The sequence below is a fragment of the Albirhodobacter sp. R86504 genome, assembly GCF_042466415.1.
In the GTDB taxonomy this organism is placed as follows: Bacteria; Pseudomonadota; Alphaproteobacteria; order Rhodobacterales; family Rhodobacteraceae; genus Albirhodobacter.
In genome coordinates this window covers 1,915,910-1,937,275 of the sequence record NZ_JAXHCH010000002.1, presented here as the reverse complement: position 1 = coordinate 1,937,275, position 21,366 = coordinate 1,915,910, and the positions used below count along the sequence as shown (strand labels likewise).

Annotated in this window: 20 protein-coding genes and 1 tRNA gene; 16 read left to right on the top strand and 5 right to left on the bottom strand. The window is 58.7% G+C overall.

Annotation, left to right across the window (positions count from 1 at the left end; translation table 11 throughout):
- Nucleotides 1-94 precede the first annotated feature (94 nt).
- The 6 genes from dnaG (at nt 95) to ribD (ending at nt 7,410) form a co-directional block, all read left to right on the top strand.
- Nucleotides 95-2,410: a DNA primase gene (gene dnaG / locus SJY32_RS11245; protein WP_376875065.1), complete on the top strand. Its 2,316-nt coding sequence runs from the start codon at nt 95-97 to the stop codon at nt 2,408-2,410.
- Between the two features lie 189 nt (nt 2,411-2,599).
- Entirely contained in the window at nt 2,600-4,594 is a 1,995-nt protein-coding gene (gene rpoD, locus SJY32_RS11240) for an RNA polymerase sigma factor RpoD (RefSeq protein WP_376875062.1), read from the top strand.
- Between the two features lie 59 nt (nt 4,595-4,653).
- Entirely contained in the window at nt 4,654-5,151 is a 498-nt protein-coding gene (locus SJY32_RS11235; protein ID WP_376875059.1) for a mismatch-specific DNA-glycosylase, read from the top strand.
- A gap of 114 nt (nt 5,152-5,265) precedes the next feature.
- Nucleotides 5,266-5,640: a hypothetical protein gene (locus SJY32_RS11230; protein WP_376875056.1), complete on the top strand. Its 375-nt coding sequence runs from the start codon at nt 5,266-5,268 to the stop codon at nt 5,638-5,640.
- Between the two features lie 216 nt (nt 5,641-5,856).
- Nucleotides 5,857-6,324 carry a transcriptional regulator NrdR gene (nrdR, locus tag SJY32_RS11225; protein WP_376875053.1) on the top strand — a complete coding sequence of 156 codons (468 nt, stop codon included), beginning with the start codon at nt 5,857-5,859 and terminating at the stop codon, nt 6,322-6,324.
- A 3-nt stretch (nt 6,325-6,327) separates the two neighbouring features.
- Nucleotides 6,328-7,410 (top strand): bifunctional diaminohydroxyphosphoribosylaminopyrimidine deaminase/5-amino-6-(5-phosphoribosylamino)uracil reductase RibD, encoded by a 1,083-nt coding sequence (gene ribD, locus SJY32_RS11220; protein WP_376875050.1) that lies wholly within the window; start codon nt 6,328-6,330, stop codon nt 7,408-7,410.
- Between the two features lie 15 nt (nt 7,411-7,425).
- Here ribD and SJY32_RS11215 read toward each other — a convergent pair whose 3' ends face one another.
- The 3 genes from SJY32_RS11215 to SJY32_RS11205 form a co-directional block, all read right to left on the bottom strand.
- The gene (locus tag SJY32_RS11215) at nt 7,426-9,492 is read right to left on the bottom strand and encodes a capsular polysaccharide biosynthesis protein (RefSeq protein ID WP_376875047.1); all 2,067 of its coding nucleotides are present in this window, start codon (nt 9,490-9,492) and stop codon (nt 7,426-7,428) included.
- Nucleotides 9,492-10,625 (bottom strand): polysaccharide biosynthesis/export family protein, encoded by a 1,134-nt coding sequence (locus tag SJY32_RS11210; protein WP_376875044.1) that lies wholly within the window; start codon nt 10,623-10,625, stop codon nt 9,492-9,494. Before SJY32_RS11210 ends, SJY32_RS11215 begins: the two co-directional genes overlap by 1 nt.
- Nucleotides 10,626-10,706: 81 nt before the next feature.
- Complete coding sequence (locus SJY32_RS11205) at nt 10,707-11,990, bottom strand: capsule biosynthesis protein (protein ID WP_376875041.1); 1,284 nt, start codon at nt 11,988-11,990, stop codon at nt 10,707-10,709.
- A gap of 248 nt (nt 11,991-12,238) precedes the next feature.
- Between SJY32_RS11205 and SJY32_RS11200 the strand changes: the two genes are divergently transcribed.
- The 9 genes from SJY32_RS11200 (at nt 12,239) to SJY32_RS11160 (ending at nt 19,553) form a co-directional block, all read left to right on the top strand.
- Nucleotides 12,239-12,829, top strand: a complete 591-nt coding sequence (locus SJY32_RS11200; RefSeq protein WP_376875038.1) for a riboflavin synthase — start codon at nt 12,239-12,241, stop codon at nt 12,827-12,829.
- Nucleotides 12,826-13,410, top strand: coding sequence for a 6,7-dimethyl-8-ribityllumazine synthase (locus SJY32_RS11195; protein WP_376875035.1), 585 nt, complete (start codon nt 12,826-12,828; stop codon nt 13,408-13,410). Before SJY32_RS11200 ends, SJY32_RS11195 begins: the two co-directional genes overlap by 4 nt.
- The gene (gene nusB / locus SJY32_RS11190; RefSeq protein ID WP_376875032.1) at nt 13,407-13,913 is read left to right on the top strand and encodes a transcription antitermination factor NusB; all 507 of its coding nucleotides are present in this window, start codon (nt 13,407-13,409) and stop codon (nt 13,911-13,913) included. The genes SJY32_RS11195 and nusB overlap by 4 nt, the downstream gene beginning before the upstream one ends.
- A 178-nt stretch (nt 13,914-14,091) precedes the next feature.
- A complete protein-coding gene (locus tag SJY32_RS11185; RefSeq protein WP_376875029.1) occupies nt 14,092-14,433 on the top strand; it encodes a hypothetical protein in 342 nt (113 codons plus the stop codon).
- A gap of 355 nt (nt 14,434-14,788) precedes the next feature.
- Complete coding sequence (locus SJY32_RS11180; protein ID WP_376875026.1) at nt 14,789-15,484, top strand: response regulator transcription factor; 696 nt, start codon at nt 14,789-14,791, stop codon at nt 15,482-15,484.
- Complete coding sequence (locus SJY32_RS11175; RefSeq protein ID WP_376875023.1) at nt 15,481-16,815, top strand: sensor histidine kinase; 1,335 nt, start codon at nt 15,481-15,483, stop codon at nt 16,813-16,815. Before SJY32_RS11180 ends, SJY32_RS11175 begins: the two co-directional genes overlap by 4 nt.
- 97 nt (nt 16,816-16,912) lie before the next feature.
- The gene (locus SJY32_RS11170; RefSeq protein WP_376875020.1) at nt 16,913-18,595 is read left to right on the top strand and encodes a phosphoethanolamine transferase; all 1,683 of its coding nucleotides are present in this window, start codon (nt 16,913-16,915) and stop codon (nt 18,593-18,595) included.
- An 11-nt stretch (nt 18,596-18,606) separates the two neighbouring features.
- Entirely contained in the window at nt 18,607-19,050 is a 444-nt protein-coding gene (locus SJY32_RS11165) for a diacylglycerol kinase (RefSeq protein ID WP_376875017.1), read from the top strand.
- Between the two features lie 59 nt (nt 19,051-19,109).
- The gene (locus SJY32_RS11160; protein WP_376875014.1) at nt 19,110-19,553 is read left to right on the top strand and encodes an MmcB family DNA repair protein; all 444 of its coding nucleotides are present in this window, start codon (nt 19,110-19,112) and stop codon (nt 19,551-19,553) included.
- 14 nt (nt 19,554-19,567) lie between these two features.
- On the opposite strand, the gene SJY32_RS11155 is transcribed toward SJY32_RS11160, so the two are convergent.
- Entirely contained in the window at nt 19,568-19,771 is a 204-nt protein-coding gene (locus SJY32_RS11155; RefSeq protein WP_376875011.1) for a DUF6324 family protein, read from the bottom strand.
- A 127-nt stretch (nt 19,772-19,898) separates the two neighbouring features.
- Here SJY32_RS11155 and SJY32_RS11150 point away from each other — a divergent pair.
- Nucleotides 19,899-19,975, top strand: a tRNA-His gene (locus tag SJY32_RS11150).
- A gap of 118 nt (nt 19,976-20,093) precedes the next feature.
- Here SJY32_RS11150 and SJY32_RS11145 read toward each other — a convergent pair.
- Complete coding sequence (locus SJY32_RS11145) at nt 20,094-21,278, bottom strand: hypothetical protein (RefSeq protein ID WP_376875008.1); 1,185 nt, start codon at nt 21,276-21,278, stop codon at nt 20,094-20,096.
- Nucleotides 21,279-21,366: the final 88 nt, after the last annotated feature.

Genomic DNA, 21,366 nt, shown 5'->3' with positions numbered 1-21,366 from the left:
GAACGCGGCATGGGGCCGTGGAAAACGAAATGAAACCCGCGCGCGGCATTCGCCGGCTCTCGACTCTCGCGCAGGCAGGCACAATATAGACGGTATGAGTTTACCACCCGGATTCATCGACGAGCTTCGAACCCGCATCTCGATCTCACAGGTCGTGGGGCGTAAAGTGCTATGGGATACGCGCAAGTCCAACCAAGCCAAGGGCGATATGTGGGCACCATGCCCGTTCCATCAGGAAAAATCGGCCTCTTTCCACGTCGATGATCGGAAGGGATTTTACTACTGCTTCGGGTGTCACGCCAAAGGCGATGCGCTGAAGTTTATTCAAGAAACCGAAAATGTTGGTTTCATGGAGGCGGTTGAGATCATGGCGCGCGAGGCAGGGATGCAAATGCCCGCCCGCGATCCCCGCGAGGCGCAGCGCGCCAGTCGCTCCAAGCAGCTTGCTGATGTGATGGAGGAGGCGGTGAAATTCTACCGCTTGCAACTCTCGACGCAGGGGGGCGCTGCGGCGCGTGACTATCTTAAAAAGCGACAGCTTTCCGCGGATGCCTTGGCGCGTTTCGAGATCGGGTTCGCGCCCGATTCCCGACAAGGCGTTCTGCGCGCGCTGACCGAGAAGGGGATCGACCGGCAACTGATCGTGGATGCTGGTCTCTGCGCGGTGCCGGAGGGCGGAGGCGACCCGTATGACCGTTTCCGCGGGCGGATTATCTACCCGATCCGCGACGGGCGGGGGCGTTGTGTTGGCTTGGGTGGCCGCGCGATGGATCCGAATGCGCGCGCGAAATATCTCAACTCGCCCGATACGGAGCTTTTCCACAAGGGGCTCAATCTCTACAACCATGCCCCAGCCCGCGAGGCCTGCGGGAAGGGCGCACAGCTGATCGTTTGCGAAGGGTATATGGATGCGATTGCGCTGGTTGAGGCGGGATTTGGCGGTGCCGTCGCGCCGCTGGGCACGGCCGTAACCGAGGATCAGTTGCGCCTGATGTGGCGGATTCACCCGGAGCCGGTGATCGCGCTGGATGGTGATGCTGCGGGAATTCGTGCCGCGCTGCGTGTTATTGATCTCGCTCTGCCGCTGTTGGAGGCAGGGAATGCGCTGCGATTTGCGGTGTTGCCCGAGGGCCAAGATCCGGACGATCTGATCAAGGCGCAGGGACGCGAGGCGATGGCCGAGCTCTTGGCTGGAGCGAAGCCGATGATCGACCTGATGTGGAGCCGTGCGATTGAGGGCCAGGTGTTTGACAGCCCAGAACGCCGCGCCCGCCTCGATAAAGAGCTGCACGCCCTGATCGGGAAACTCAAAGATCCTTCCATTCGCGTCCATTACGCCGAAATCATCAAGCAGCGCCGTGCCGAACTGTTTGGGACGCAGCGCTCTGCGGGGGATAGTTTCGATGCAGGGTTTGACTCGCCTCATGGCGGCGCGGCGGAAGGTGCTTACGGTGCTGCGCCCTACGACGATGGTTATGATCGCGGCTATGATGCCAATTACGCGGACCATGGCGCGCATTTTGATAACAGGTCATACGATCGTGGTGACTTAGGATGGGATGGCTATGATCAGGGCGGGTTTGCTCCTGAGGCGGCTTCCCCCTCTGGTCCACGGCAGGCATTCAACCCGGCAGGAGCGCCGATAGGCGACCCTTACGCCGAACCCTACCAAACGGTGGGGAAGGGGATGTTTCCCAAAAGTAGCTATCCTTCGGGCTCTGCCGCCAAGACTGGGTTTCCCAAAGGCGGCAAGCGCGACTTCGGCAAGGGTGGCTTCAACAAGGGTGGCTTCAACAAAGGAGGACGGTCGTGGTCAGCGCCGCTTCCGCCCTTGGATGCGACAAAAGCATCCGCCTTGGCGATGGCATCCAACCCTGACCTTGAGGAAGATCTGCGCGAGGCAATGATCCTTGCCATTTTGGTCGTTCACCCCACGCTGATCGCAAAGGTTGAAGGGCGTCTCGAGCGGCTCAAAATGCGCCACGTCGGCCACGCCCGAATCCGCCAGCAACTGTTGGGCCATCCCGACGAGACGTCGGAAATGATTCGCGATAGATTGGATCGCGAAGTCGGCTTTGATCTTGAAACATTGCTCAGCCGCCCCCACATCCGCTCTGCACCGCCCGTGCTTAAGGTGAATGATTCTGATATGGCTTACCGCGTTCTGGCGGAAGAGCTCGCGAAATTGGAGTCGCGTCGTGCCATGCGGGCGGAGGTTGCAGACGCGGCGAAAGACTTGGGCGGGCTTGCTGACGAGGGGGTGACGTGGCGTTTAACCCAAGCGGCGCAAGCAAGGCATCGCGCCGATCGCACCGATTTTGATGCCGATGGCGGGGGCGAAGACCAAGAAGCCCGCGACCGCGCGAAGCTTAAAGCGATGATAGAAGGTGAAATCTGGCGTAAAAGATAGGCGCCAGTGTGAAAATACAGCGTGGAGCCCTTGCGGCCCCGCCCGATTGCGAGAGACTTACCCGAACCGCAGAGGCTTTGATTCGGCCCCTGTGATTCGCTGTTATGATTCGATACAAACGGGGTGATTCGATTCTCCCCGCCCTATCGGGGCAATCATTTGCCCCGCACGGAAGCTCAAGGAGTGCCCATGGCCGCCAAAGACATCGACGATAGCAAGCCGGACGACCGCGACTCCGAGGAAACCTCCCTCGATATGAGCCAAGCCGCTGTCAAACGGATGATCGCGGAGGCCCGCGAGCGTGGCTATATCACATATGACCAGCTCAATAAGGTTCTGCCGCCAGAGCAGGTGTCCTCCGAGCAAATCGAAGATGTGATGTCGATGCTCTCCGAGATGGGCATCAACGTCATCGAGAATGACGAGGCCGATGAGGCTGAGTCCGGCGGCGCGTTGACGACAACGGATAATGGCCCACGTGACGTTGCTGTTTCGACGACGACAACCGAACAATTGGATCGCACGGACGATCCTGTCCGAATGTACTTGCGTGAGATGGGCTCGGTTGAGCTGCTGTCGCGCGAAGGCGAGATCGCGATTGCGAAACGGATCGAGGCGGGTCGCAACACGATGATCCTCGGGCTGTGCGAAAGCCCGCTCACATTCCAAGCTATCACGATCTGGCGCGACGAACTTCTCAACGAAGATATTTTGTTGCGTGATGTGATCGATCTGGAAACCACCTTCGGGCGGAGTCTCGAAGATGACGAGGACGAAACCGCAGAGCCGGTTGTCACCGACGGTGTGCAAACTGACACTGGCAGCAAGCGTTCTGATGAGCGCGAGTTGGATGCTGACGGCAATCCGATCATCTCGAATGATGATGACGATGATGAAGACGACGAGGGCGCAAATATGTCCCTCGCTGCGATGGAAGCCGCGCTGAAGCCGAAAGTGCTTGAGACGCTGGAAATCATTGCCGGCGACTATGCAAAACTTTCCGAGATGCAAGATCTACGCATGTCGGCGACGTTGAACGAAGATGATAGCTTCTCCCTCAACGAGGAAGCCGCATATCAAAAACTCCGCTCCGAGATTGTTGAGCTGGTGAATTCGCTTCACCTTCATAACAACCGGATTGAAGCGCTGATTGACCAGCTTTACGGGATCAACCGCAAGATCATGTCGATTGACTCCGGCATGGTGAAATTGGCGGATGCCGCCCGGATTAACCGCCGCGAATTCATCGACGAATACCGGGGCTGCGAGCTCGATCCGACTTGGACCGAGCGCATGGCTGCGAAAGCGGGCCGTGGCTGGCAGGCGCTGTTTGAGCGTTCGGCCGATAAGGTTGAAGAGCTGCGCGCCGAGATGGCGATTGTTGGCCAATATGTCGGCGTGGATATTCAAGAATATCGCCGCATAGTGAACCAAGTGCAGAAGGGCGAGAAAGAAGCCCGTCAGGCGAAAAAAGAGATGGTCGAGGCGAATTTGCGTCTCGTGATCTCGATTGCGAAGAAATACACCAACCGCGGTTTGCAGTTCCTCGATTTGATTCAGGAAGGCAATATCGGGTTGATGAAAGCGGTCGATAAGTTCGAATATCGCCGTGGCTATAAATTCTCGACCTATGCGACGTGGTGGATTCGTCAGGCGATCACGCGGTCGATTGCGGACCAAGCGCGGACGATCCGGATTCCGGTGCATATGATCGAGACGATCAACAAGCTCGTGCGGACCGGCCGTCAGATGCTTCACGAAATCGGCCGCGAGCCGACGCCGGAAGAACTTGCAGAAAAGCTGCAAATGCCGCTCGATAAGGTTCGCAAGGTGATGAAGATCGCCAAAGAACCAATCTCGTTGGAAACCCCGATTGGCGACGAAGAAGATAGCCAACTCGGTGATTTCATTGAAGATAAGAACGCGGTTCTGCCGCTGGATTCGGCGATTCAAGAGAACCTGAAGGAAACGACGACGCGCGTTCTGGCTTCGCTCACGCCGCGCGAAGAACGTGTCTTGCGGATGCGCTTCGGGATCGGGATGAACACCGATCACACGCTCGAAGAAGTCGGCCAGCAGTTCTCGGTAACGCGTGAGCGTATCCGTCAGATCGAAGCGAAGGCGCTTCGCAAGCTGAAACACCCGTCGCGCTCGCGCAAGCTGCGCAGCTTCCTTGATCAGTAAACGATCCAGGTTTAGAGATGAAAAGGCGCCCTTCGGGGCGCTTTTTTATTGGTGCGCGAATGCTTCCTGATTATCTCGCCTCGAATTTGCGCGCCGTGATTTGCGGCGTTGCGGCCTCTCGTAAATCGGGCGAACTTGGCCGTTATTACGCCGGACCGGGGAATAGGTTTTGGCCCGTTTTGTACGAGGCGGGTTTGGTGCGTGCGCCTTTGAGGGTGGGCGATGAGGCTGCTCTTCTTTCCCAAGGAATTGGGCTCACCGATATCGCAAAAGGTGTCTCGGGGATGGACCATGAGATCGCGAAGGCCGCCTTTACGCCCCATCGGGTGCACGCGCAGATGCGGGAGCTCGGGCCGCGCGCGATTGGGTTTAATAGCAAGCGCGCTGCGGCAGAATTTCTGGGCTGCCCGACACGGGCGCTGAACTACGGCTTGCATCCAGAACGCATTGCAGGCCTGCCGCCGCTGTGGGTTTTACCCTCGACCTCTGGCGCCGCGCGTGGTTCTTGGGATCCGAGCATTTGGCGGGATTTCGGGGCCTTTCTTGCGCTCATCTGACGAAAGGATCTGGTCCCGCGGCGCGATGCTTTTCCCGAACGTCAAGCAAACCGCTTTCCCCAACGTGCTTGGCCTGCTATCCCTCAAGGATTACTGCAATTTACGAGGCTATCCATGTTCCGTCATCTGCGCCCGCTGTCCTTCGTCTTATGCGTTCTCGCCATCGGGGCCTGTACGGTCGATGAGAACGGCAACATCGTGCCTTCCCCGTCAAGCAGCGCAGGCAGCACTGCTAAGCCGAAAATCTCGCAGGCGGGCACTTGCTTCATGTTCGTTACCGAAGAAACTGGCGGGACTTACAAGCTGACAACGGGCGTCGGTGACGGAACGAACGCGCCTTTGGGCGAGGAGAAAAAGGGTCTTACGGCTGAGAAGCTGGATGCGCTTTACGCTTCGGAGCTGGCAATCATGAATATCTCGCCCGAGTGCCTCGCGATCCTCGCGACAGATCGCACCGAGGCGCGGCCCGCGAAGCGCGCATCCTCTTAAAACAATTCGGCCCGCCCTTTGTGATGATCGCACCGGGCGTGGCACGATAAGGCGCGGCTGTTGTGCTTTGAGTCTTCAGCGCCACAGTCGTAGCATACCGCATGTGGTATGCTCACATTTTTGCTACCCAAAGAATGGGTGCTGGCCTATAGTCTTGTGGAAATAGGGGCGTAAGACCCCACACATGAGGCGGTATCAAACGAAAAGGGGAAGGCCATGCGCTGCCCATTCTGCGGGAATGTCGATACACAAGTTAAAGACAGCCGACCAGCTGAAGATCACGTAGCGATCCGGCGGCGTCGATTTTGTCCGGCCTGCGCAGGGCGTTTCACGACGTATGAACGCGTTCAGCTGCGCGACTTGGTTGTGGTGAAAACCTCTGGGAAGCGCGAAGATTTTGATCGTGACAAGCTTGAGCGCTCCATCCGGATTGCCATGCAGAAACGGCCTGTCGAACCTGAGCGTATTGATCAAATGATCTCCGGTATCGTGCGCCGCCTTGAATTGATGGGTGAGACAGATGTCCCCTCGAAATCAATCGGTGAGATCGTTATGGAGACGCTGGCGCGGATCGATACTGTCGGCTATGTGCGTTTTGCCAGCGTTTACAAGAACTTCCAAGCGGCGGACGATTTTGATAAATTCGTGTCCGAGCTTCGCCCGTTGGCCGTGGACCCAGAATAAATCATGGATGATGTTCGCTACATGCGGCTTGCGTTGTCCCTTGGGCGACGCGGCCTTGGCCAGACATGGCCGAACCCTGCCGTTGGATGCGTGATTGCGAAAGACGATATCATCGTTGGGCGCGGATGGACGCAGCTAGGCGGCCGCCCACATGCCGAGCGCGTTGCGTTAGAGCAGGCGGGAGACGCGGCGCGCGGCGCTACGGCCTATGTCACGCTCGAGCCTTGCGCTCATCACGGTCACACGAGCCCCTGCGCCGAGGCGCTTATCGACGCGGGCATCGCGCGGGTTGTGTGCGCGACGGGCGATCCGGATCCGCGTGTAGCTGGGCGCGGCTTTTCCCTGTTGCGTGCCGCGGGAATTGAGGTTGTCGAGGGGCTCTTGGGAGACGAGGCGCGCGCCGATCTGCGTGGTTTTCTGTCGCGGATCACTCAGGGTCGGCCTATGCTTACGCTCAAGCTCGCGACCTCACTGGACGGACGTATTGCGACGGCGTCTGGCGAGAGCCAATGGATCACCAATCCCGCTTCGCGGGCGCGGGTCCATGGTTTGCGCGCAAGTCATGATGCGGTCATCGTGGGGGGCGGTACTGCGCGCGCGGATGATCCTTTGTTGACCGTGCGCGGCATCAAAGTCGCGCGCCAGCCGGTGCGGATCGTCGCCGCAAGTACGCTCGATCTGCCGCGCGAGCGCTTGGCGGCGTCGCTTCACGAAGGTCCGGTCTGGCTGTTTCACACGTCTCAAGCGCCCTCTGAGGCGCGGGCGTTCTGGTCGGGCATCGGGGCCGAGTTAATTGAGATCGAGGGCCCATCCCCGATGAGCCCGACCGCAATTTTGCGCGCGCTGGGCGATCGCGGGTTGACGCGTGTGTTTTGTGAGGGTGGTGGCGAGTTTGCCGCGAGCCTGTTGCAAGCGGGGCTCGTCGACTGTCTCGTGTCCTTCACGGCGGGACTTGTGATCGGCGCTGACGGGCGGTCCGGCACGGGGGCGATGGGATTGACGCGCTTAAGTCTTGCGCCGCGTTTCCATCTGGCCGATGTCGAGGAGATCGACGGTGACATTATGCACACTTGGATTCGCACCTAAGAGCGTAATGCGCGACTATCGCCACAGATGCGCGTAATCGCTGAGCCATCCTTGCAGCTTCGCGGTTGCTCGGTTCCAAGGCCCCGATTTTGGGATCATGCCTGTCACCAAACGCTCAACCGCCGTTTCCGGCGGGCAGGGGCGCTGTGTTACCGGATCGATATAACGCGGATAGGCGATGAGAGTCGCATGGGCGAGCGCCAGAATATCGGGCCGCGCCGTCCGGCGCGCGCGGGCGGATGAAAACTCAGTTGTAAGATCGCGGGTCAGGCCCCATCCGGCATAAAACGGCAAGCCGGTACAGGTCACAGGCTTGCCGCGCAAAAGCGCCTCGAACCCCATCAGGGACGTCATGGTGAACACTTCGTCGCACGCGTTTAAAAGCGCGATCGGATGCGCCTCTTTCGCAATAATATCAGCATATTGCAGCGCGCCTGAGGCGGCGATGCCTCCGGTGCGTAAGCCGACCTCCACGTCGGGATGAGGCTTATAGACGATAAAACTGTCTGGGTAGGTGGCACGTGCCGCACGCAAGAGCTCAAGATTGGTCTTGATGGACCCCGCCGCCGTACGAATAGAGGCATCGTCCTCCACCTGTCCGGGGACCAACACGAGATGCTCTTGCGGAAGATCCGGGAGGGCGCCAGCCAGATTATATTTCGACACATTCGCAGCGCGAAGGCGCGCAACGAGACGTTCGGCGCGGCGCTTTGCATAGGGCGGGCAGGGCGCGCCGATGAGCGTTTCCAGATCAGAAGGGGAGGTGGGATCGTAGTAAATTCCCGTGTAATCCGTCACCAGTGATAGCGGCGCAATCAACTCCGCCCCGAGGCCTTTGGACCGGATGAAACCATCCTCAACACGGATCAGAATGCGCCCGTCTGCATCCGACTTTTGCAAGATGTCCGCTGTTACCTTGCTTGCCCACCACATCACGGGGGCGCAGGGGCCTGTGGGCTCGGGCAAATCATCGGTGAATTTCAAAGGCGCTTCTTGTCCGAACATCCGGCGCAGATGCGGCCGTTTCCAGCGCGACATGCCCCCCGCCAGATAGCCGTCGCGGTCCGCCCGAAAAGCCCGCGCCTCCGCCTCTAGCTGATCGAGTGTTTCCTCAAACGAGCATAGCCTGTCGCGGCATGGATCGTAATACGTCGGCGCGAGAATATGCGACACCGCGAAGATCTGCGCTCGGGTGAGCTTGCGCTCGCGGCGCATCGGGGCGTTCTCGTCTTGGGTCAGCCCCCAGCCGGCATAGAACGGCTGGCCAAAAATACGCGGCTTGTGACCCGCCAAAATCGCCTCATACCCCATCAGCGATGACACCGAATAGACTGCGACGGCCCCTTCCATCAGATCCCAAGGTGACGCTTGACCTGTGTAAAACTCGGCGCGTCCAGCGACCTCGGGGCCGTAATGCCCCTGCCTCAGTCCTAATGCGACGTCGGGATGTGTCTTGATCAGAATTTTCGCGCCGGGATTTTCGATCTCTGCCACGCCCAGCATCTCACGGAAGGTGCGCGCGGATGCGGCGCCGAAGCGGATCGATGCGTCGCCTTCGGTTTGATCGAGGACCAGCACATAGCCCGGCGCAGGCGGGGAGACCGCGGGATCATGCAGATTATATTTGGAGAGGTGCAGCGCGCGCAGTCTCGCGATGCCGTCTCGCGCGCGGGTCAAAAGATGCGCATCATCCAGCGGATGCTTCGCACAGAGGTATTCAAGCATCGAAGGGGACGCGCCGTCGAAATGTACACCGATCGGATCGATTAAATAGCCCTGCGCCAGATCACCTTGCCGCCATCTTGTCCGCAACCGACCGGGCTTGATCGAACGCAGAAAAGCATCTTCGATCCGGATCAAAGGCGCGCCATATTTCGCCGCTACGGCTTCGCCGCGCGCTGCGTATTTCGATCGTCCCCAGACTGCTACGCCATCGCCTTCGTCAGGCAGGCCAACCGCGAGCGGCGCGCCGCGTAACGCGAGGACACGTCGCAGATGGGGATCACGCAAGAAGCCGAGATTGTAATGGAACAGCCGCCGAGGAAGCACCTCGGCGGCTGTTCCAATTTGGTCTCGATCCATTAACCGCCCGCAGCCGAGTCGATCGAGCTGGCGGCGCTGGCCGAGCCATTGATCGCGGCGAGCGTTTTCTGCCATTGAACGTAAGGCGCTTCTGTCACGTAAACGGTATCGTTGTCGCGAATAGCAAAGTCGCGCGCCATGAACATCCCGTTCGGGCGGGTCAGATCCAGCACGTAAATCAGGCGCTGCTCCCCGATCAAATCGTCACGCGCCAAAACGATGCGCGCGATTTCTTCCGGCTCGTTGCGGAAGACGAAGACACCTTTGGGATCGGCGAGGTTTGTTGACAGGCCGCCGACGGTGGCGATTGCCTCAATCGCGGAAAGAGTCTTCGTCTCAAAGTTTACTTTCGCCTGCGCGCCGGTAGCACCCAATGTCACGAAGGACCGCGTGTCTTGTTCGACGAGGATCGTATCATTGGGGCGAAGCGCGATATCCATTTGCGGGTTCTCATAGAGATCCATCAGCCAAACGCGTTCCGACATGGAGCCGCGTTTCACGACGATCTGCGCGACTTCCGGTTCGATGGCGACGCCGCCCGCTTTGGCGATCATCGAGGACAAGGTGCGGGTCGGGCGCTCGATCGGGTAGACACCCTGGCCGTTAATCGCGCCCATCACGGACACCGTCGCGCCATCACCTGCGAGCCGCGTCACGGTGACTTGGGGGTCGGGTGTTTGGGCGTCGAGTTTCGAGGTGATGATCTTGCGCAGGCCGTCCGGGGAATTGCCCGCAGCTTTAATCTTGCCAGCGTAAGGCACGAAAATATTGCCCGCGCCATCGACTTGAACTTCGGTCAGCGCCGTAGTTTTCGCCCCGCGCGGCGCCAAGAGCCCGTCATCCACGTTCTCCCAGATCGTGAGGCCGAGAACATCGCCAGCGCGAATGTCGTCCGAACCGATCACGCCCGCATTGCGGAATGACGAGGAGAAGCCCAGCGAAGGCATCACCGCTGTCGCGCGGGTTACGTGATCGTTCACAGACACGACGAAGGCATCGCCGCCTTCCAGCACGGATCCTGCGAAAATTTCTTTTCTGTTAGGGCCAGAGCGTGGCAGGCCGCATGCCGCGACCGTGGCCACAAAGACCAGTAGGGTGAGCGCGCGCGCCCCCTTGAAACCTAATACTTGCACTGCTCGCGCTCCTCTTTCGGGATGCTGCTCTCGATTTTATCGAAAACTGTAGCGAAGCGATTTCAAAAAATCCAGCACTGTTCAGTGAACGACGCGCAACTGTTGCCGAGGGGCCGCTTTGCCTGCGGTTAGGGAATCGTAGGGATCTTCCGGTGAGAGCATCAGGTCGACGACTTGGCGTAGCAATTGGCGCCGCCCCAAGGCGGAGTAGAACCCCCCCGGAATTTGGCTCGTTTCGAGGAGGTAGTGGCGATAATCGCGGTAGGCGCGGCTATCGGGGCGCGTTGGGGCGGCAAAAAACTCGGGCAACGGCTGTGACGACACGAACTCGGGCTTATCAAACACGGCTGCGCCGAATGCCTTGAGCGGCAGACCACGCCAGAGAACCTGTTGCGCGGCCGTTGAGTTGACCGTCACGGCCGACCGGGCTTGCGCCAAAAGTGCGGCCAGCTTCCCGCCACGCACGAAATGGACGCGCTTTTCGACACCGTGGCGGCGCGCTGCTTGGGTAATCGCGCATGTAATCGGAGCGCGGCCATCTTCAAGCGGGTGCGCCTTGAACACCAAGTGATGATGCTGCGGGGCGCCGGAGGCGAAACCGTCCATAACCAGATCGATAAATTGCGTCATCGAGGTAAACGGCGAATGCATCCGGAAGCTCGCGTCATGCTCGAGCTGCATCAAAACGAGATGGAACGGAAACCCGCCGCGCCGGATGCGGCGCGTGGCGATCCGCCGCTCGGCCATGTGGAGGGGCAGGGCGACGAGGCGTTTGAGATGCAGCAGAAACTCGCGGAAGACCGAGACCCCGCGATGCGGCCGAAAGTTGCGATAAGGACCGTTTCGAACCATGACGAAAAAATGATAGAGCGCACCGTAGAAAATATGATGGCGCATATCCCCCCAATGAGACGGCGCTTCAGGGAATTCGATCTCGCTGTCGGCCAACGCGGCCCGCATGTCATGCACGCTCATGTCCATCAGGCGTGAATGCCCGTTCGAGCCGCCGCGCTCATACGTCACCCAATAGGGTCGCAGGTAGCCTTCTTCAAAGACATGAACCTCGATGCCCATTTCGCGTGCGGCTTCAATTGCTTGGGCGTGGATCGGGCGCGTATCCCCGTAAAGGACGAGATCGGTGATCTGCTTTTCAGCAAGGAGTTTCGCTATGCGATCGGGCCAGTTTTCCGGTGTGCCGGTGTAGCGAAGATAAGAGGCTGAGTGGAACCAGAAATTTTCGTCGCCTTTGTTAAAACCGACACGCCACACATCAGCCCCTGCGCGGCGCAACATGCGCCCGAGCTGGTAGAAAAACGGGCCATGCGGGCCTTGGAGCAACAAAAAACGGCGGTTCAATGGGGTCATCGATAACTTTCTTCGGGGTCACCCCCGTTTCACTGATACATTTGACGCCAAACTTACGAAGTGTCACGCAAAACACCCCTACGCGTTACGTGCCAAGATAAAGTAAATCTCCGGCATGTGTGAGGCCCAGATGTGTCAAAATCGTGTTTTGCCTGTTTGCTGAGCACCAATCGCGTGCGCGAATTCGGCATGATACTTGCTCATCTGCGACACAGGCGCTAGGCAAGAGAAAATGACCGGAGGGCCCAATGTTTACTGGTATCATCACAGATCAAGGCGAAATCCGCAGCCTTGTCCAATCGGGCGATTTGCGTGCGCGCATCGGATGCCATTATGCGATGGATACCGTCGACATCGGCGCGTCGATTGCATGCAATGGCTGCTGCTTGACGGTGATCGCCAAGGGCGCGGATTGGTTTGATGTGCAGATCTCGGCAGAATCGGTTTCCAAGACAAATATTGCTGATTGGTCGGAGGGCGCGATTTTGAACCTCGAACGCGCTCTCAAGCTAGGGGATGAGCTGGGCGGGCATATCGTGTCGGGTCATGTTGACGGGGTTGCCGAGATTATCGCGATCGTGGACGAGGGTGAGAGCACACGTTTCACCTTCCGTGCGCCCAAAACGCTGGCCAAATATATCGCGCAGAAAGGCTCTGTCGCGCTCGATGGCACGTCACTGACGGTGAATGAGGTCGATGGGTGTGATTTTGGCGTCAACATTATTCCGCATACGAAGACTGTGACGACTTGGGGTGCGGCAAAGGTCGGGCAGAAGATCAATTTGGAAATCGACACGCTGGCGCGCTATGTCGCCCGCCTCCAAGAGTTTGGCGAATGACGCAGAGCCAAGGTTATATTCTGCCGCCCCCCGACCTGCCGAGCGGACTGAAACTGCTTGCGGTCGTTGCGCCCTATCACAAGGCCATCACCGATCTGTTGCTGCAAGGCGCCCAGAGTGTCGCCGATCAGAGCGGCGCGCATCTGGAGAGGATCGAGGTTCCAAGCGCTCAAGACATTCCCGCGGCAATTCGGTTCGCGGCGCGGATGGCGGATTTTGACGGGTTCATCGCGCTGGGCTGTCTTGTGCGCGGCGATACGCTGTCTTTTGATCTCATCGCGCGTGAAAGTGCGTCAGCCCTCGCCATGATGGGGGTCGAAGGCCTTTGTATTGGCAATGGCATTCTCGCGCTTGAGGGCATCGCGCAAGCTGAGGCGCGTGCATGTCCGCCGCAAAATGATGGCGGCGATACGCTATCATTGACCATCGATTGCAATAAAGGCGCGGCAGCGGCCCACTCGGCCTTGCATTTGATCGCACTTTCCCGCAAATGGGCCCGCCAGACCAAAGGCATCGGATTCCGCCCCTCCGGCGAGAGTTTCCGTATTGCAGGCGAGCCCGAAGGTGAGAACCGCGCATGACTGACGAGATCCAAATCCCCGAGGCCCCAAAGCCCCGCAAGCTGACCCTTGAAGAAAAGCGTCAGATGAAATCGACGGCGCGGCTCTATGCGGTGCAGGCGCTGTTCCAGATGGAAGCGGCAGGCCAAGGCGTTGATCGGGTGCGGATGGAATTCCTCAATCACCGGTTTGGCGCTGTCTATGAGGGCGACGAGATGGCGGACGGGGATAGCAATCTTTTCCAACGCTTGCTTGATGATGCGGTGATGTGGCAAGGCAAGATCGACCAGGCCACCGATCGCGCATTGGTGGCTGCATGGCCGATCGACAGGATCGACCCTGTTTTGCGCGCATTGTTCCGCGCGGCCGGCGCAGAACTCTCGACGCCGGCGACTCCGCCCAAAGTTGTGATCAACGAATTCGTGGATGTCGCACGCGCGTTCTTCCCCGAAGGCAAAGAGGCGAAGTTCGTCAATGCCGTGTTGGATCACATGGCACGGGCCTTCCGGCCAGAGGCCTTCTGATCGTTCTTTGTGATGAGAATCACCTAAATCTTGTCAAAAGGCGCGAGCTTCCCGCCTTTTGACGCCCAGCCTATCCGGATGATCCGCAGATTTGCGCCCAATTTTCGCCGCAATTGCACAAAACCCCTTTGCTTCTGTCGCTCAAGCGTTACACTTCTCTTAACTTGGAGGAGTCGAAATGCCTAAACTTGTCAGCTTCTACATCCGCAACGTGTTGATCGGCTTTGCTGCTGCCGTCGTGTTTGTCGGTCTGTTGCTCGGGTTGAATATCGCGAACCTTCGCACGTTGATTTTGGGATCTGATATTGGCGTGCTGGCGGTTGTGATGCTGGTGGTGTTCAACACGATCGTGTTTGGGGCGGTTCAATTCGGCATCGCGATCATGGCGATGGCCGAGGATGACGACGAATCGAACTCCGGCGGTGGTTTTGGGGGAGGCGGTCGTCGCCCCGCGCCGCGCATGACGGGCGAGATGATTCCCGTGCGTGTCGCGCAAGAAAGCCGTAAAACGCGCCGCTAAGCCTCTCGTTTTAATAAAAAGCCCCTCCGGAACATGATGTTCGGAGGGGCTTTTTTTATGCCGGTGGCGAGAACCGCGGCAACCGTGAAGGCGTGAATTTCCCGAGAGCCTGAGTTGATCAGGTGGGCGCCAGATAACGAGACCAGGGCCTCGCCAGAGCCAGCACCCTCGGAAGTGCTTATCGGCCACTGGAAAAGGGCCTTTCACGAGAGGGGCAGAAACCCGCCTTCTCTCCAGATAAGGTGCGTATGGGCAATCGGCAAGAGCGGAGCTTGTAAATTACGCGCAGAACACGGAGACTCGATCAGATGCGGTCGTCGCGAAAGGCGTGACCAGACCGCGCTGCGGAGATCGAATGCGGATTTTACTCGTGGAAGATGACGCGGGCTTGGGCGACGCGGTGCGCGACCATATTGCCGCGTCGGGGTATCTTGCGGATTGGGCGCAACGTTTGGGCGAGGCTGTCGCGTTTTGTGAGGCGCAGCGATACGAATTGATCTTGCTCGACTTGATGTTGCCTGATGGTACGGGGCTTGAGTTCTTGCGACAACTTCGGGACGGCGCGCGCGGCGGCCGACCTCTTGCGCGCAACGCGGCCGCGCCGGTCATAATTCTAACCGCACGCGACCGGATCACTGACCGGATCGCGGGGCTTGATGCGGGTGCCGATGACTACCTCGTCAAGCCTTTCGATCTGGCCGAGCTTTCCGCGCGGATCAACGCGGTGGCGCGGCGCTACAGTGGCAACCCAAATCCGACTTTGCATGTGGCTGGTTTTGAAATTGATGTCAGCGGCCGCACAATCATCGGGCCGGAGGGGGCCATCTCCCTCAGCCAGCGCGAATGGGTTATCTTGGAGCGACTCCTGAGAAAGCCGAACCAAATCGTCACGAAGAGCCAGTTAGAAGATTTGCTCTATTCATTTGATGCGGAGGTCGAAAGCAACACGATTGAGGTGTATGTCTCGCGCCTGCGTAAAAAACTGGGCCGTGACATGATCGAGACGCACCGCGGCCTTGGCTATCGTCTGGTATCGTCGGTGCGGGGATGAAGCGGCGGCTTTCCCTCAGGTTACGGCTAGCGTTCGGCCTGACGGGCGCGATGGGCATCGTCTGGCTTTTAGCGATGCTGGCTTCAGGCTTTACGCTTCGCCATGAGGTGGATGAACTGTCCCAAAGCCTCCTAGCCCTCACGGCCGAGCGCCTCTTGCCGCTTGCGCTGGAAACGCTCTCGGTCATGCCACCGGTCAGGGATACTGCGCCTTATATCGTGAGCGACATTGTGCAGGGCGATGATTCCTTCATCTGGGTTCTGCGCAGCATCGGCGAGGGTATGATCGTTATGCAGATGCCGAGGATTGACTCCGACCTTCTCTCGGCGCCTCTGACCGAAGGGCATTCACGCACGGAAAATTTCGAGGTCTATACACGGATCTCTGATGACGGACGCTACGCATTGCAGGTCGGTGAAACCCGCGCCGGGCGGACGGAGGCTTTGCGGGAGACTGTCCAAGCCCTCGCCGCGCCGCTGATCCTGCTTTTGCTGCCGCTTAGCCTTTATTTTGTCATGTGGATTTCACGGCGCGCTTTGCGGCCTGTCGATGACCTCTCGAAAGAGGTTGCGGGGCGCGGCGCGCGTGATCTGTCGCCGCTTGGCGATGCGGATTTGCCTGTCGAATTGCGCCCGATCCATGATGCGGTTGATGCCTTGCTTGAGCGGCTGCGCCGCGCGCTCGACGCTGAGCGCAGCTTTGCCTCAAATGCGGCGCATGAAATGCGTACGCCGATTGCGGCCACCTTGGCCCAGACGCAGCGACTGATCGCAGAGGCACCGGAGGGCCCATTGCGTCGGCGTGCGCTCGGAATTGAACGTGAGCTCGCGCGGATCGCGCGTTTGTCGGAGAAACTGCTGGAGCTGGCACGCGCCGAAGGGGGCGGAGTTCTATCTCCTACGGCTCATGATCTAGTGCCGGTGATACGGTTGGTTCTTAGGGAAATGGGCGATCCTCCGACGGGTTGGGACATCACACTCCCTGAAACGCTCCCTAGCTATTTGGACCGCGATGCGTTCGGGGTGATGCTTCGCAATCTGACGGAAAACGCCGTCAAGCATGGCGATGCCGCGCAACCAATCCGTGTTGAGCTGACCGAGGGGGGTGAGCTGACGGTGTCCAATGGCGGGCGCGTGATTACGCCCCAAGCGCTGGGTTCTTTAACGACGCGGTTCGAACGGGCTGGCGCGAGCGCGCAAGGCGCGGGGCTGGGCCTCGCGATTGTCGCCACGGTCGCGCAAAACGCTGGTATCGCATTCAGTCTCGCTTCGCCCGCGCCCGGTCGTCCGGATGGGTTTTGTGCGCGAGTTGATCTGAGCCCGTTGCTTTAAGCGCGAGGCAATGGGCTAAAACGCAAAAAAGGTCGGCCGTTCAGGCTGGTGTCAGGTTCGCCCGTCACAGGGGGGCAAAACAACCTGAGGCCAATCTATGACTCACGCTCCCATCCCTCCCGTCCTGCCTTCATTTAAGGCGCGCCTCGCGCGGCCGACATTGCCCGCTTGGGCGATGAATGTTTCCGTGGCGCTTTACGTATTGGCGCTGTGCAATTCGACATTCTGGTCGCGGGCAGCCCCGGTCTTCGACGGACATGTCTTCAAGCTCCTCGCCTTCGGCGGCGCATTTGGTGCGTTGACCTTGATCGTCATATCGGTGCTCGGGTTTCGCTGGTTCCATAAACCGGTGCTGGTTTTCATTACGTTGCTGAGCTCGGTCACATCTTATTATCAAGATGAACTGGGCGCGACGATTGACCGCGATATGATCCAGAATGTGATGCAAACGACTTTCAATGAGGCGCATCATCTCGTGACAGCACAATTCGTTACGCATGTCGCGCTGTTTGGGGTTTTGCCTGCGGTGGCTATTTTGTGGGTTAAAGTCCGGCGGCGCGGAATATGGCGCGATACGGCCGCTTGGGCGGGCATGGCGACGCTCTCGGTCGCGCTCTTTCTTTCGCTATTGTACTCAGATTTCAAATCCTACTCGGCGGTGATCCGTGAGCGGAAGGATATTGTGGAGGCGAGCCAGCCATTCGCGCCGATTAAGGGCATGTTGCGCTACGCGAAACTACAGATGAAAAACGCAAATCTGGTTGTCGAGCCGCTGGGCGCTGATGCGGTGAAGGGCGAACGCCTTGCAGGCTTCGAAAAGCCGATGCTGACAGTGGTTTTCGCGGGTGAGACGGCGCGTGCGATGAACTTTGGGGTCAATGGCTACCCTCGAGATACGACGCCCGAGACGGCAGCGCCGGAGCGCGAAATCCTGAATTTCTCGCAAGTCGAGAGCTGCGGCACGGCGACCGCGGTATCCTTGCCCTGCATGTTTTCGAAGCTGACGCAGGCGGAGTATTCCGACACCAAAGCGAAAAGTCAGGAGAACCTGTTGGATGTTTTGGTGCACGCCGGTGTGAAGGTGGAATGGTATGACGCCAATACGGGCGACCAATCTATCGCAAAGCGGATTGGATGGTCGCCCATCACGGCTGACATGTATCCCGCGTCGTGTGAAGCGGGAGAATGCACTGATGGCGCGTTTCTGACCCTGCTGCAGAGCAAGATCGACACCATCACGGAAGATACGGTTTTGGTGTTTCACATGATTGGATCGCATGGCCCCGCGTATTTTATGCGCTATCCGGAAAGCTACCGAAAATTCACGCCCGATTGCCGGACGCCCGAATTCGCGAAATGTACGAACGAGGAAATCCGAAATGCCTATGACAACACGATCGCCTTCACCGATCATATCCTCGCCTCGAGCGTGGACATTCTGAGTGCGGCGCAAGACCGCGTGACGCCCGCGTTGTTTTACGTTTCGGACCACGGCGAAAGTCTTGGAGAGAATGGCCTCTACCTGCACGGAGCGCCGCGGTTCATGGCCCCTGAGCAGCAGTATAAGGTGCCAATGATGATGTGGTTTTCTAAAAGCTACCGCACGCAGATGGGGCTCGATCAGACCTGCGTTGCGCATAAGCACCAAGACGCATTGAGCCAAGACAATATGTTTTCGACACTCCTTGGGATCGTCGATATCAAATCCGATGTCTATGATAGAAGGCGGGATATTCTGGCCGGTTGTATCGGCCAGACGGTTGCGAAGGTGCAGCCGTGAAAGGGATTGCTGTGACGAAATCACGACCACATAAGTTGAACGAGATTGCCGCGCCCAAGGCCGACCGGAAGGGGGGGAGTGCCACGGGGGGCGGTGCAAAGCCCGTGCCTGTGACGGGTTGGCGCCATATATTCGCGGCTGCAAGTTATTCGTCGGGCGGGTTGCGGCGACTATGGGCCGAGACGGCGTTTCGGCATGAGGTATTGATTGGCGCGCTGATGATCCCAACCTATTTTGCGTTGGGCGCACAAGCGATTGAGTTTGTGATTTTCGCGGCGCTGTTTGCACTTCTCATCTCTGTTGAGGCGCTTAACACGGCGATTGAGGTCATCATCGACCGGATCTCGCCGGAATGGTCCGAAGCGGGGCGACAGGCGAAGGATCTAGGCTCACTCGCGGTTATGTGCGTGCTCATCGCGCATGGCGTTTTGCTGGCTTGGGTGGTGATCGGGTAAGGTGTGGCGGTCCGCAACGTCAACTGGACAGCGGCCCGCTTCCGCCCCATCTTAACCACATGCGACGCTCTGATCTTCAACCGGGACAAATTCTTGCGCGCGGCACGGCGCGTGCGTTGCAGGGGTTTGGCATGGTTCCCGTACTGGAAATGCCTCTGCGCCCGCGGCTTCGTGCTGACATCATGGCGCTGGGCCGCAAGGGAGAAATCTGGATTGTAGAGTGTAAATCCAGCCGCGCCGATTTTCGCTCGGATCAGAAATGGCAAGGATATGTTGATTGGTGCGACAGGTATTTCTGGGCGGTCGATACGGACTTCCCGCAAGAGCTTTTGCCGGAGGATACCGGTCTTTTCATCGCGGATGGGTTCGGCGCGGAGATGGCCCGCGAGGCGCCACTTGTCGCTTTGGCGCCTGCGCGTCGTAAAGTGCTGACGATCGAATTCGCGCGGGTCGCGGCAGGGCGGCTGCAAAACCTGATTGATCCCAAGCTATCCCCTTTGTGAGGCCGCGTGAGGGATTATTTGCGAGGCTTGCCGCCCGCCATGCTGCGCGCAGCTTCCGCCGCCGCCATCAGTTCTTCTGCGATCTCTTCCGCTTCCTCCGGCTCGAAATCCAGAGGCAATTCGATTCCGTCACCTTCCAGATAGATTCGCACCATGCCCAGAGAGGTCGGCCCAATTTGCAAATTGGCCGAGATTTCGCTTTCTTTGTCGATGCCCATAGGTGCCTCCTATTGATGTGCTGATGGCTGCTACCGCCAATGTCGCAGCGAGGCAACGGAAAATGCCACGAAAACGCCATTCCGCCCCTTGCATTCATCCGCAACCGAGTCTAAATCCCCACGCAGTGCCGCCTTAGCTCAGTTGGTTAGAGCGCCTGATTGTGGATCAGGAGGTCCCCCGTTCAAGCCGGGGAGGTGGTACCACTACTCCCAACATCTTTGTAAGCTCACGATTTGGCGACGGTCGTCCGGCGAAATGTCTTTTCAAGTCGCGGTTTGATGCGCATTGGCGGGACGCGCTGCATCCCGCCTTGTTTCCAAATTATCGTGGCAAAAGATGCGCCGCTTGCGGAACGGGATCTTCGAAGGTTTTAAGGGTATCTTTCATCGCTTCTTCGACCAGATGCGTCACCAGCTCAGGGAAGAGCGTTGGATTGTCACGCGAGGCTTCCCATAAGAAGAACCCGTAAGACCCCGGAATTGGATTGATCTCGTTGAACCAGATCTCGCGGGTCTGTGCGTTCATCATGAAATCCATCCGCGGCGCGCCGCGACCGCCAAGCCCGAGGAAGACGCTTTGCGCATAGCCTAGCAAAGTGGACTTCTCCGCCTCCGCCATGTCTGGGTTGATATCTCGCGTGAGTGAAAGCATCCCCTCCGATGGCAGGGACTGCCCCTTCACAGCGCCGTTGGATGGAAGATATTTCGTTTTGAAGTCGAGGAGGTCATCGGCGCCCTTCGGGCGTTCGATCGCGGAAAACTCGAGCTTACCGGCCACTTGCCGCACTGCGATGTTGTATTCCTGCAGGTTCTGTACCTGCGGCTCAATCAAAACATGCGTATCTTGCAGGGCGACTCCCGCCACCAGCTCACGCAATTCGTCGGCATTTTTCGCCAGCCCAACACCGATGGACGATCCCAAAGACGCGGGCTTCACGATCACCGGAAACCCGAAACCGGCCTCCACGGCGTTGACGAAGCTATCGCTATCGCCTGCGTCCTCACGGCGGACGACGACATGATCCAGAACGTTTACCCCCGCGAGTTTCGCGACCATCTTCGTCAGGTCCTTGCGCATCGCAAGGGCTGAGTTCAGCGCGTTGAACCCAGTCACGGGAATACCGAGCAATTCGAAATAGGCCTGAACGCGACCATCTTCGCCGTAGGTGCCGTGGAAGACAGGCAAGACGCAATCAATCGGGTAGGGGTCTTGTCCCTCCACCACCATTTGCGCGCCGCGATCACCCCATCCGAACTGCACCAACTTCAGACCAGCCGGAACGGGGCGGTAGCGCCGCACATCGCGTAAGGCGGGGCCGGTTCGAAAGAGGTTATCCCACCCCATATGCACGGCAATCACTTCGAAACGCCGCACATCCACCGCGTCCATCAACTGGCTCGCCGAAATAACGGAAACATCATGTTCGGGGGACGAGCCGCCAAACAGAACGACGATGCGCGCTTTGCGGGGGGTGTCTTTGGCGGAGTGAGGAGTCGTATTTTGCATCGGGACGTCTCGCATCTGTGGGTGGCCGCAGGGGATCGGGGCCAAATTCTGTCTTCGCATTTATCGCAATTGTAGAGCGTAAACCATA